12 protein-coding genes and 1 pseudogene are annotated in these 10,317 nt (G+C 71.6%); 9 read left to right on the top strand and 4 right to left on the bottom strand.

What is annotated here, in order from left to right; genetic code table 11:
• The 7 genes and pseudogenes from HW578_RS17060 to HW578_RS17030 all read left to right on the top strand — a co-directional run.
• A pseudogene (locus tag HW578_RS17060) lies at positions 1 to 598 on the top strand (DNA polymerase III subunit gamma/tau); the annotation flags it as partial.
• Between the two features lie 12 nt (positions 599 to 610).
• Complete coding sequence (locus HW578_RS17055) at positions 611 to 934, top strand: YbaB/EbfC family nucleoid-associated protein (RefSeq protein WP_198371816.1); 324 nt, start codon at positions 611 to 613, stop codon at positions 932 to 934.
• Complete coding sequence (locus HW578_RS17050) at positions 934 to 1,284, top strand: heavy metal-binding domain-containing protein (RefSeq protein WP_198371815.1); 351 nt, start codon at positions 934 to 936, stop codon at positions 1,282 to 1,284. The genes HW578_RS17055 and HW578_RS17050 overlap by 1 nt, the downstream gene beginning before the upstream one ends.
• Positions 1,284 to 1,877 carry a recombination mediator RecR gene (gene recR / locus HW578_RS17045; protein ID WP_198371814.1) on the top strand — a complete coding sequence of 198 codons (594 nt, stop codon included), beginning with the start codon at positions 1,284 to 1,286 and terminating at the stop codon, positions 1,875 to 1,877. The genes HW578_RS17050 and recR overlap by 1 nt, the downstream gene beginning before the upstream one ends.
• Positions 1,878 to 2,221: 344 nt before the next feature.
• A complete protein-coding gene (locus HW578_RS17040; protein ID WP_198371813.1) occupies positions 2,222 to 2,977 on the top strand; it encodes an alpha/beta fold hydrolase in 756 nt (251 codons plus the stop codon).
• On the top strand, positions 2,977 to 5,352 hold the full coding sequence (locus HW578_RS17035) for a spermidine synthase family protein (protein WP_198371812.1): 2,376 nt from the start codon (positions 2,977 to 2,979) through the stop codon (positions 5,350 to 5,352). The genes HW578_RS17040 and HW578_RS17035 overlap by 1 nt, the downstream gene beginning before the upstream one ends.
• Positions 5,349 to 6,269 (top strand): protein-L-isoaspartate O-methyltransferase family protein, encoded by a 921-nt coding sequence (locus tag HW578_RS17030; protein ID WP_198371811.1) that lies wholly within the window; start codon positions 5,349 to 5,351, stop codon positions 6,267 to 6,269. Before HW578_RS17035 ends, HW578_RS17030 begins: the two co-directional genes overlap by 4 nt.
• A 96-nt stretch (positions 6,270 to 6,365) precedes the next feature.
• On the opposite strand, the gene HW578_RS17025 is transcribed toward HW578_RS17030, so the two are convergent.
• The 3 genes from HW578_RS17025 to hisF all read right to left on the bottom strand — a co-directional run bounded on the left by HW578_RS17025 (position 6,366) and on the right by hisF (position 8,186).
• Positions 6,366 to 6,752 carry a histidine triad nucleotide-binding protein gene (locus HW578_RS17025; RefSeq protein ID WP_198371810.1) on the bottom strand — a complete coding sequence of 129 codons (387 nt, stop codon included), beginning with the start codon at positions 6,750 to 6,752 and terminating at the stop codon, positions 6,366 to 6,368.
• An 85-nt stretch (positions 6,753 to 6,837) separates the two neighbouring features.
• Positions 6,838 to 7,404 (bottom strand): phosphoribosyl-ATP diphosphatase, encoded by a 567-nt coding sequence (locus HW578_RS17020; protein ID WP_198371809.1) that lies wholly within the window; start codon positions 7,402 to 7,404, stop codon positions 6,838 to 6,840.
• Positions 7,404 to 8,186 carry an imidazole glycerol phosphate synthase subunit HisF gene (hisF, locus tag HW578_RS17015; RefSeq protein ID WP_198371808.1) on the bottom strand — a complete coding sequence of 261 codons (783 nt, stop codon included), beginning with the start codon at positions 8,184 to 8,186 and terminating at the stop codon, positions 7,404 to 7,406. Before hisF ends, HW578_RS17020 begins: the two co-directional genes overlap by 1 nt.
• A 127-nt stretch (positions 8,187 to 8,313) precedes the next feature.
• On the opposite strand from hisF, the gene HW578_RS17010 reads away from it, so the two are divergent.
• Positions 8,314 to 8,676, top strand: coding sequence for a hypothetical protein (locus tag HW578_RS17010; RefSeq protein WP_198371807.1), 363 nt, complete (start codon positions 8,314 to 8,316; stop codon positions 8,674 to 8,676).
• 7 nt (positions 8,677 to 8,683) lie between these two features.
• On the opposite strand, the gene hisA is transcribed toward HW578_RS17010, so the two are convergent.
• Positions 8,684 to 9,412 (bottom strand): 1-(5-phosphoribosyl)-5-[(5-phosphoribosylamino)methylideneamino]imidazole-4-carboxamide isomerase, encoded by a 729-nt coding sequence (gene hisA / locus HW578_RS17005; RefSeq protein ID WP_198371806.1) that lies wholly within the window; start codon positions 9,410 to 9,412, stop codon positions 8,684 to 8,686.
• A 306-nt stretch (positions 9,413 to 9,718) separates the two neighbouring features.
• On the opposite strand from hisA, the gene HW578_RS17000 reads away from it, so the two are divergent.
• Positions 9,719 to 10,317 (top strand): AzlC family ABC transporter permease (locus tag HW578_RS17000; RefSeq protein WP_198371805.1); only part of this gene is annotated, 599 nt, incomplete at its 3' end.

Here is a 10,317-nt window from a genome sequence, read left to right as displayed (position 1 = left end):
CGACGCTGCGCCGCGCCCCGCGCCGGGCGGTGGCTCGGGCGGCATGCGCGCGATCGCCGGCGGGGGCGCCGTTGCTGCCGCTGCACCGGAACCAGCCCCCGCCGCGCCGCCGCAGCCGCGGGAATGGCGCGAGGTGGTGGCGCTGGCCTCCGGCGTGAAGCCGCTGCTGCACGCGCATCTGCTGCACGACGTTCACCCGGTGCGCCTTGCGCCCGGACGCGTCGAGATCCGCCCGCAGCCCTCCGCCCCGCGTGACCTGGCCGCGCAACTCACCGCGCTGCTCGCGGATCGCACCGGCGCGCGCTGGACCGTCACGGTCACGAACGAACCGGGCGAACCGACGCTGGCCGAGCAGGGCCGCAGCGCCGAGACCGACCGCCGCGCCGCCGCGCAGAGCCACCCGCTGGTGCAGGCGATCCTCGCCGCCTTCCCGGGTGCGACCATCGAAGCCGTGCGCGACGCCGGCGCCGATGACTACGGCCTGCCGCTGACCCCCGCCGCCCGCACCGCGGACACCGACGACGACGACGGGCGTGACTTCGCCCCGCCCGAGGCGGAATCCGCCTGGACCGACGACGAAATCCCCAACGACGACTGAAGGCACAATACGATGAAGAACCTCGGCAACATGCTGAAGCAGGCGCAACAGATGCAGACGCGCATGCAGGAGATGCAGGCGAAGCTGGAAGCGACCGAGGTCGAGGGGTCCTCCGGCGGCGGCATGGTCAAGGTGCGCCTGACCGGCAAGGGCGACCTGCGGCGCGTGACCATCGACCCGTCGCTGATGAACGCCGACGAACGCGAGGTGCTGGAAGACCTGCTGGTCGCCGCCCATGCCGACGCCAAGCAGAAGGTGGAAGTCACCATGGCCGAGGAAATGCAGAAGGCGACCGCCGGCATCAACCTGCCGCCGGGGATGAAGCTGCCCTTCTGATGATCTACGCCACCACCGGCACGATCCAAGGGCGCGAGATCGACACCTATCTCGGCATCGTCTTCGGCGATGCCGTGCTGGGCGTGAACGTGTTCAAGGACATTTTCGCTTCGATCCGCGACGTGGTGGGCGGACGCTCGGGCACCTATGAACGCGAACTGGCCTCGGCCCGCGACACCGCCATGACGGCGCTGACGGCACAGGCGCAGGCGCTGGGCGCCGACGCCATCATCGGCATCGACATCGACTACGAGGTGCTGGGCAGCAACAACGGCATGCTCATGGTCAGCGCCTCGGGCACCGCCGTGCGGCTCAAGCCCGCCGGCCCTTGGACAAGCCCCGGCGGGTGATGCAGAACGACCCGGTCGAACACCTGATCACGCTGCTGGCGCGCCTGCCCGGCCTCGGCCGCCGCAGCGCACGGCGCGCCGTGCTGAAAATGCTGATGGACCCGGCCGAGAAAATGCTCCCGCTCGCCGAAGCCCTGCACGCCGCCGCCGAGGCCGTTCGTCCCTGCGAGACCTGCGGCAACCTCGACACCCAATCGCCTTGCCACATCTGCCGCGACCCGCACCGTGACCGCAAACTCGTCTGCGTCGTGGAAGGCGTGGCCGACCTCTGGGCGCTGGAACGCGCCCACGCCCACCGCGGCACCTACCACGTGCTGGGCGGCCTGCTCTCGGCCCTCGGCGGCACCGGCCCTAAAGACCTCAGCATCACCCCCCTGCTGCGCCGCATCGAATCCGACCAGATCGAGGAAGTCATCCTCGCCCTGCCGGCCACCGTCGACGGCGCCACCACCTCCCACTACCTGACCGACCGCCTGAAACCGACCGGCGCCACAATCACCCGGCTGGCCCAGGGCGTGCCCATCGGCGGCGCCCTCGACGTGCTCGACGACGGCACGCTCGCGGCGGCGTTCAAGGCGCGGCGGCCGCTGTGACCGGGAATGGCGGCGCACGGGGGGCCAGCCCCCCGAACCCCCCGCTGGGAGGCAACCGCCTCCCAGGCCCTGGGGCAGATGGCCGGAAGGGAGGAGGGGCATGGCGCACCCTGCGCGTTGGCAGCGCCGTTGAGCCCCTCCTCCCTTCCGGCCATTCGGTCTCCGCGGGTCCGGGGGCACGTATGCCCCCGGCGGGAGGGTTCGGGAGGGCAGAGCCCTCCCGGTTCGCCGTTACCCCCGTCAAAGCCAGCCGCCGTGCCCTGATAGCCCTCGCCGCGTGTGCCCTCGCCGCGCCCGCCATGGCGGCGACGGCGGGCGAGCGCTGGTTCAGGACGAGTGATGGCGTGCGGCTGCGATATCTGGAGGCCGGGTCGGGTCGGGTGGTGGTGTTCGTGCCGGGGTGGTGCATGCCCGGGCGGATTTTCGCGCCGCAGGTGGAGGTATTGTCGCGGCGGTGGCGGGTGGTGGTGTTGGACCCGCGGGGGCAAGGCGGGAGCGAGGTGCCGCGGGACGGGTATGAGCCGACCAGGCGCGGGCAGGATGTGCGCGATCTCCTGGCGCATCTGGGCGGTGGGCGCGTGGTGCTGGCCGGGTGGTCGCTCGGCGTGCTGGATGTCTTGTCCTATGCCGATCTGGCGGGGGATGGGCGGATTGCGGGGCTTGCGCTGATCGACAATTCGGTGGGCGAGGGCACGCCGCCGCCGCCGCGTCCGTCGCGTTTCTTCCAGAATCTGCGGCAGCGGCGGGAAGCGACGGTGCGGGGCTTCGTCGCCGGGATGTACCGCACGCCGCAGGAGGCTTCGTATCTCGATGGGATTGCGCGCGAGGCGCAGCGCATGCCGGTGGAGGCGTCCATCCGGCTGCTGTCCTATCCTCGGCCGCGGGAGTTCTGGCGGGACAGCCTCTATGCCGTGCGGCGGCCGGTCTACTACGCGGTGACGCCGCGGTTGCGCGGCCAGGCGGAGGCGGTGGCGCAGCGGCATCCGGCGCCGGTGGTCGAGGTCTACGAAGGCGCCGGCCATGCGCTGTTCGTGGACGAGGCGGCGCGCTTCAATGCGTCGATGGAAGAATTCCTCTCGCGCAGGGCGGCCTGGGGCTGATGGCTTCGTTGTTTCCGTTGTTCCTCATCGCCGGCGCGGCGGTGGGGGTCGAGATCGCGCTGACGCGATTCTTCGCCGTCGCGAGCTGGTCCGAGTACGGCTACTGGGTGATCTCCATCGCCATGACGGGGTTCGCCGTCTCGGGCGTGGTGATGGTGCTGGGGCGGGGCGTGTTCCTGCGTCATGCGCGCTGGCTGCTGCCGGCGCTGCCGGTCGCGATGCTGGCGGTTGGCGGGGCGGGATGGATCGGCGCGACGCTGAACGGATTCAATCCACTCGAGCTGCAGAACCCCGCGACGGCCGAGGCGCAGCTGGTGAACATCGCGCTGTATTATGCGGCGCTGTTCCCGTTCTTCTTCCTGGCCGGGCTCGCGGTGTCGCTGAACTTCGTGGTGCATGCGGACCAGGTCGGGCGGGTCTATGGCTACGACCTGCTGGGCGCGGGCACGGGGGCGGTGCTGGCGCTGCTGCTGATGTTCGTGCTGCATCCGTTTGCGTTGGTGCCCGCGCTGCTGCCACTGCTGGCGGTGGCGGCGGTGCTGTCGGGCGGGACGCGCTGGCGTGTTGCGGCTGTGGTGGTGCTGGCGGGGACGGAAGCGGCGGTGCTGGCCTTCGCCGCGCCACGGGTGAACGAGTTCAAGGCGATCTACGCGCCGCTGAACGTGCCCGACAGCCGCGTGGTGGCGGAGGTGCTCTCGCCGCGCGGCGTGTACCAGCTGCTCGACAACTTCACCGAGCGGCTGGACGTGGATGTCTCGAACAATGCCGGCGGGCTTGGCGTGCCGCCGCCGCCGCGATCCTTCGGGCTGTATCGCGACGGGTCGCGCATCGCGGCGCTGCCGAACGGACAGCCGGAGGCCGCGCATGCACGAGCGGCGCTGGATGGCGCGCCCTATGCGTTGCTGGACGCGCCGCGGGTGCTGGTGCTGGGCGGCGCGGGCGGGTTCCGCGCGGCGGAGGCGCTCGCGCTCGGCGCGGCGCAGGTCACGGTGATCGAACCCGAGCCGGTGTTGCGGGAGGCGCTGCTGCGCGGCCTCGGGCCCTCGCCGGCGCCGGCCTACGACCAGCGGGTCGTCATCTCGGCCGCGCATCCGCTCACGGCGCAGGGGCGCTACAACCTGGTGGATGTTGCGGGGGATTTCCTCGGCGCCGACGACCAGAACCGCACGGCCTATTCGGCGCAGGCGCTGGCGGGATTCCTGGCCCGGCTCGAACCGGGCGGGATGGTGTCCGTGCCGATCGGCATCCGCGAATTGCCGGTCTATGCGGTGCGGGTGCTGTCCACGGCGCGCGAGGCGCTGCGTATCGCCGGCGTGGCGGATCCCGCACGACACGTCGTGGTGATCCGGTCTGCCTGGAACCTGCGCGTGCTGGTGGCGCGTGACCCCTTCACGCCGGCGCAGGTCGAACGGCTGTCCGCCTTCGCCGAGGAACGTTCCTTCGACCTCTCCTACGCGCCGGGCCTGGTGATGGAAGGGCGCGAGGTCTGGAACGACCTGCCGCCGGTCTCGCTGGAAGCGACCACGGTGGACCAGGGCGGCGCCGCGCAGGATGCAGTGGCGCGGGAGGCGACGCTGGTGCTGGCCGGCACGCCGCCCGAGGATGCCTTCGACAGATCGCCCGTCACGGCCGACCGGCCCTGGCTGTCGCCGCTGGTGCGGCTGCCCTCGCTGGGGGCGGCGCTGGATCGCATAGAAATCCTGCCGCAGCAGGAGATCGGGCTTCTGGTGAACGTGGCAGTGCTGGCGCAGGCCATCGTGCTGGCGCTGGTGGTCTCTCTGCTGCCGTTGTTCGCGCGCGGTGCGTTGCGCGTGCCGGCCTCGGTGCTGGGGCGCGCGCTGGTGTATTTCCCGGCGCTCGGCCTGGGCTTCCTGCTGGTCGAGATCGCTTTCATCGAGCATGCGGCGCTGCTGCTGGGGGACCGCACCTCGGGCTTCGCGCTGGTGCTGACCACCATGCTGGTCTTCTCCGGCATTGGCGCGATGTGGGCGGGCACGGTGCGGCAGGCCGGACGGGCCTTGCGCGTCGCGGTGCTGGTGGCGCTGGGCTGCGGGGCGCTCGCGCTGCTCGGCGTGCGGCCGGCGGTGCTGGCGGCACTCGACCTTCCCTGGCTGGTGCGCGCGGCGATCCTGGTGGTGGCGCTCGCACCCATTTCGCTAGCGCTGGGCTTCCCTTTCCCGCTCGGCCTCGATCGCTTCCAGCAGGAGGGGCCGGCGCTGCTGCCCTGGGCCTGGGCGCTGAACGGCGCGTTTTCGGTGGTGGCGACGCCGCTGGCGAACCTTTTGGGGCACGGGGCAGGCCTGTCCTGGCTTCTGGCGGCAGGAATGTTTTGTTACTCTGCCGCCGCCCTCGCCTGGCCAAGGACACGCCCATGACGATCTCCCGCCGCCCCCTGCTGCTCGGTGCGCTCGGCGCGCTGGCCGCGCCGCCGCTGGTGCGCGCGCAAGGGAGCACCGCCTGGACGCGGGACGCCTACCTGGCGGCGATGCGCGCCTCGGGCCGCGAGACCGCAATGACGGATGCGACCTTCAACGCCATCCAGGCGCGCAAGCCCGCCGCGCTGCGCCGGATCGAGAGCTACCTGAAGGCGCGGTTCAACGGCGAGGCCGACCCCGTCGTGATGCGCGCCTTCGAAACCCTGCCGCGCGAATACTTCCACTGGAACTACGAGGGCAGGGCGAACGGCGCGGTCAATGCCTACGAGGCCGACCCGAAGCCTTGGGGCCTCGGCTACGGCTCGGCGCTGTCGGACTACCTGGGCCAGGCCTACATGACGCAGGTCTGCGCGCCGAAGCCCGAGCATGTCGTGCTCGAGATCGGCACCGGCTCCGGCTTCCAGGCGGCGCTGCTGTCGCGCTGCGTGGCGAAGCAGTATTCGATCGAGATCATCAACCCGCTCGGCACTGCCGTGCAGCGCATCTTCGCGCCGCTCGGCTACAGCAACGTGGAAACCCGCGTGGGCGACGGCTTCTTCGGCTGGCCGGAGGTGACCGGCGGCTTCGACACCATCATCGTGACCTGCGCCGCGCAATACGTGCCGCCTGCGCTGATCCAGCAGCTCAAGCCCGGCGGGCGGCTGGTGATTCCGATCGGCCAGCCGTTCCGTCGCGGGCAGTTCCTGTACATCTACACGAAGGACGAGGACGGGCGCGTTCGCAGCCGCAAGGATGTGGGCGTGTATTTCATCCCGATGACCGGCGCGATGATGAACCGACCGCGCCCGGCCGACGCGCCGAACCCGGAGGGTGCGCCGGCGCGGCCCACGCCGGCCCCGGCACAGCCCGCGGGCTGATCGCTACGGCGTGATCCACCTGGATGGATCGCGCCGCAGCCCTTGCTTGAGCGACCGGTTCACCGTTGCGGGGATCCCGCCGTCGCGGACCAGGCGTTACCCCTCGGCGCGCGGCACCATCCGCCCGATGCGCCGCCCGCCGAAGATATGGACGTGGAAATGCGGCACTTCCTGCCCGCCATCCACGCCCATGTTGGTCAGCACGCGATAGCCGCCGGCCTCGAGGCCAAGGTCCTTGGCCACCTTCCCCACCAGGCGCCAGAAGCCGGCGATCTCGGCCTCGGTCGCGTTCGCCGAGAAATCGGCGATCGACACGTAGCGCCCCTTCGGGATCACCAGCACATGCACCGGTGTCTGCGGGTTGATGTCGTGGAAGGCGAGCGCGTGGTCGCTCTCGTCCACGCGCTTGCAGGGGATCTCGCCGCGCAGGATGCGGGCGAAGATGTTGGCGTCGTCATAGGGCGGCAGGCCGGTCACGGACATGGCGGGTCTCCTTCCGGCGCATCCTCGCTAAGAGCGCCGAAGGCGCAAGCGTGATGAACCGCGGCGTGCGGATCGCCGCCCCCGGTCACGGCAGCTTGCGGGTGCCCGCCGCGCGCAGGATGCCCTGCGGCCTCGACGCCTTCTCGGCAATGCCGGAGATGCCCTGGCGGCGCGCGAGTTCGGCCCAGACCTCGGCAGGCGCGATCCCGGCATCCACCCAGACCACCACCAGGTGGTAGAGCAGGTCGGCGCTCTCGAGCACCGTGGCCGCCCGGTTGCCCGTGGCGGCCTCGATCACGCATTCCACCGCTTCCTCGCCCAGCTTCTGCGCGACCTTGGCGGTGCCGCGCGCGAGCAGCCTGGCGGAATGGGAGGTCATGGCATTGCCGGCCTGGCGGCGCGTCTCGACCACCTGCCACAGGCGGTCGAGGATGGCGGCGTCCGCACCTTCGATCGGCGGGGCGAGCGGGGCGAGCAGGCGCCTCTCGGCCTTGCGCACCGGCTTGGGCAGCTTCGCCTTGGCTGCGGCTTTGGTGCCACGGACCATGGCGGGCACCGGCATGGCCGCGGTCTTCGGCGCAGCCGTCTTGTCGGTGGTCTTCTTCGGCGCGGCCTTCTTTGCGGCGGCCTTCTTCTTCGCGGTCTTGGCCATCAGGCGGCCCTCATGCTGCGCGGGGCGTGGCGCACCGGCAGGCCGGCCGCGGCGAGCGCGGCCTTGGCGTCGGCGATGCGGAATTCCCCGTAGTGAAAGACGGAGGCGGCGAGCAGCCCGGTCGCCCCGGCCAGCGCCCCCTCGGCGAAGTGCTCCGGCGCGCCGACCCCGCCGGAGGCGACGATCGGCAGGCGCACCGCCGCGCGCACCGCGCGGGTCAGCGGCAGGTCGAAGCCCTGCTTGGTGCCGTCGCGGTCCATCGACGTCAGCAGGATCTCCCCGGCACCGAGCGCTTCCACGCGCCGGGCCCAGTCCACCGCGTCGATCCCGGTGCCGCGGCGCCCGCCATGGGTGAAGACCTCCCAGCCCTCGCCCGTGTCCTTCCGGCGTGCGTCGATCGCCACCACGATCGCCTGGCTGCCGAAGGCCTCGGCGCAGCGGCGCACCACATCGGGGTCGGCCACTGCGGCGGAATTGATCGAGACCTTGTCCGCGCCCGCCAGCAGCAGGCGGCGGGCATCCTCCACGGAGCGCACCCCGCCGCCCACGGTCAGCGGGATGAAGACCTGCGCGGCGGTGCGCGAGACGACGTCGAGGATGGTGTCGCGGTTCTCGTGGCTGGCGGTGATGTCGAGGAAGGTGATCTCGTCCGCGCCCTCGGCGTCGTAGGCGCGGGCCTGCTCTACCGGATCCCCGGCGTCGCGCAGTTCGACGAAGTTCACGCCCTTCACGACGCGGCCGTCCTTCACGTCCAGGCAGGGGATGACGCGCAGCGCGAGCACGGGGGCGGATGACCTTTCGGGTTGTCGGCAAAGCGGCGCGACGTGATGCGCCGCACTGGAAACGCGAGCGATTGCGGCGGAATGATGCCGCGGTCAAGTGAATGCGTGCTGACGAGGGAGTCGGCCGATGCAGGGCCTGGGCATGATCGAGGACGGCTTCACCTTCAGCGACGCCGAGATCCGGCGTGCTTCACCCCGTTTCTGGTGGGGTCCGCGCAAGCGCGCCGCCTATGACCGCGTGCTCGAACGCTATGGCCTCAAGCGGCGCGGGAACGACGAGGACACCGACCATGAGTCTGGCAGCGACAGCGACCGGTCATCCGGCACGACAGCCGCCATAGCGACCGTTGCCATGGACGATGCAGAGAAACAGCAGTTGAGCGGGGATCCGTCCTGGAAGTCGTGGTCCAGCTCGGACTCCTCCGACAGCGGCAGCTCGTCCTCCGACAGCGGCGGATCGGATGGCGGGGGCGGTGGATCGAGCGAATAGCGCCCATTCAGGCCGTGGCGGCCAGCGCCGCCGCAGGGTCGATCCGCCCGTCATACAGGGCGCGGCCGATGATCGCGCCCTCGATTCCGGCACCGGCATCGCGCAGCGCCACGAGATCCTCGATCCCCGCCACGCCGCCGCTCGCCACTATCGGCAGCGCCACCGCCCGTGCCAGTGCCGCGGTGGCGCCCACATTCACCCCGCCCAGCATGCCGTCGCGCGCAATGTCGGTGTAGATCACCGCGGCCGCGCCGCTGTCCTCGAAGCGGCGCGCGAGGTCGGTGGCGGAGACATCGCTCGTTTCCGCCCAGCCCTCGGTCGCCACCATCCCGTCGCGCGCATCGATGCCGAGCGCGACGCGCCCCGGAAAAGCCCGGCACGCGGCGCGCGCGAAGTCCGGATCCTTCACCGCGGCGCTGCCCAGGATGATCCGCGCGACGCCGGCGGACAGCCAGGCCTCGGCCACCGCCATGCTGCGGATGCCGCCACCCAGCTGGACGCGCGCGCCGGGCACGGCCGCGAGGATCCCGCGCACCGCATCGGCATTGGCCGGCTTGCCCGCGAAGGCGCCGTCGAGGTCGACCACATGCACCCAGGCGAAGCCGGCCTGGATGAAGGCGCGCGCCTGCGCCCCGGGGTCCTCGGCATAAACCGTCGCCTGGTCCATCTCCCCGCGCCTGAGCCGCACAACCTGGCCGCCTTTGAGGTCGATGGCGGGATAGAGGGTCAGGGTCACGGGGCGTGGTCCAGGCCTGGGGTTGCCGCTGCGATGACGGTTGCGCGCTGCCGCGCCGGGGCTTCGTAGAAGAAGCCGGGGCTGGCGGAAAGGCGCCGGGTCGTGTCCTCCGCTGGGGCGGTCGCGCAGCGAGCGGTGATCGGCCCCGCCATCGTGGAACAGGAGCGCAGCACGACGGGGCTTGCCGCAAGAACGACCCGTCTATGCATCGTTCCGGGAGCCGCGTGCGTGCAAGCACACCTCTGGACGCCCGCCGGCATGGGTCCATGCACTGGCGCATGCGCGCCATCGTGGCAGCATGGGGGGGTGATCCTCCCGACCGCCTTCCTGCCTGGCCTGCGCGAAGCCCTTGGCGCGCCGGGCATCGCGATGGCGGCCACCTTCCTCGCCTTCGGCGCGGCGGTTCAGGAGGCGGGGCTCTCCCCCGGCTGGGCACTGCTGGCCTGCTGGGGCATCTACGGCATGCCCGGGCAACTGGTGCTGGTGCAGGCGGCCGGCAGCGGCTGGGCCGGAGGCGTCGGCATGGCAGTCCTGGGGGCGGTCGCGGTGAATGCGCGCTTTCTGCCTATGGCGGTCTCGATCACGCCAGTGCTGTCGGCGCGCAACCGCTGGCGGCTCCTGCCGGCGGTGCCCTTCATCGCGGTCACGCCCTGGGCGGCGGCGATGCGCGCCCTGCCGACGGTGGACCGGCCGGACCGTGTGGCCTGGTTCCTCGGCTTCGGGCTGACCTCCTGGATGGTGGCGGGGCTCGCCTCGCTGTCCGGCTTCTTCGTGGCCGGTGCGCTGGGCAGCGGCGCGCGGGCAGGGCTGCTCTTCGTCAACCCGCTCTACTATGCGCTGCTGCTGGCGGCGGATCTCGACCGGGCAGCGCCGCGGCGCGCGGTGCTGTGCGGCGCCGCGGCGGC

The sequence above is a fragment of the Roseomonas rosulenta genome (assembly GCF_016106005.1).
Classification (GTDB): Bacteria; Pseudomonadota; Alphaproteobacteria; order Acetobacterales; family Acetobacteraceae; genus Neoroseomonas; species Neoroseomonas rosulenta.
The sequence above is the reverse complement of the archived record's forward strand: the minus strand, read 5'-3'. Positions and strand labels throughout refer to the sequence as shown.

Bases quoted from the DNA above. Each gene is read 5' to 3' on its own strand.
- recR (WP_198371814.1), top strand. From the start codon at position 1,284: ATGCAGAACGACCCGGTCGAACACCTGATCACGCTGCTGGCGCGCCTG.
- HW578_RS17020 (WP_198371809.1), bottom strand. From the start codon at position 7,404: ATGGCCAAGACCGCGAAGAAGAAGGCCGCCGCAAAGAAGGCCGCGCCG.
- HW578_RS17010 (WP_198371807.1), top strand. From the start codon at position 8,314: ATGCAGGGCCTGGGCATGATCGAGGACGGCTTCACCTTCAGCGACGCC.
- HW578_RS17050 (WP_198371815.1), top strand. From the start codon at position 934: ATGATCTACGCCACCACCGGCACGATCCAAGGGCGCGAGATCGACACC.
- HW578_RS17025 (WP_198371810.1), bottom strand. From the start codon at position 6,752: ATGTCCGTGACCGGCCTGCCGCCCTATGACGACGCCAACATCTTCGCC.
- HW578_RS17030 (WP_198371811.1), top strand. From the start codon at position 5,349: ATGACGATCTCCCGCCGCCCCCTGCTGCTCGGTGCGCTCGGCGCGCTG.
- HW578_RS17055 (WP_198371816.1), top strand. From the start codon at position 611: ATGAAGAACCTCGGCAACATGCTGAAGCAGGCGCAACAGATGCAGACG.
- HW578_RS17035 (WP_198371812.1), top strand. From the start codon at position 2,977: ATGGCTTCGTTGTTTCCGTTGTTCCTCATCGCCGGCGCGGCGGTGGGG.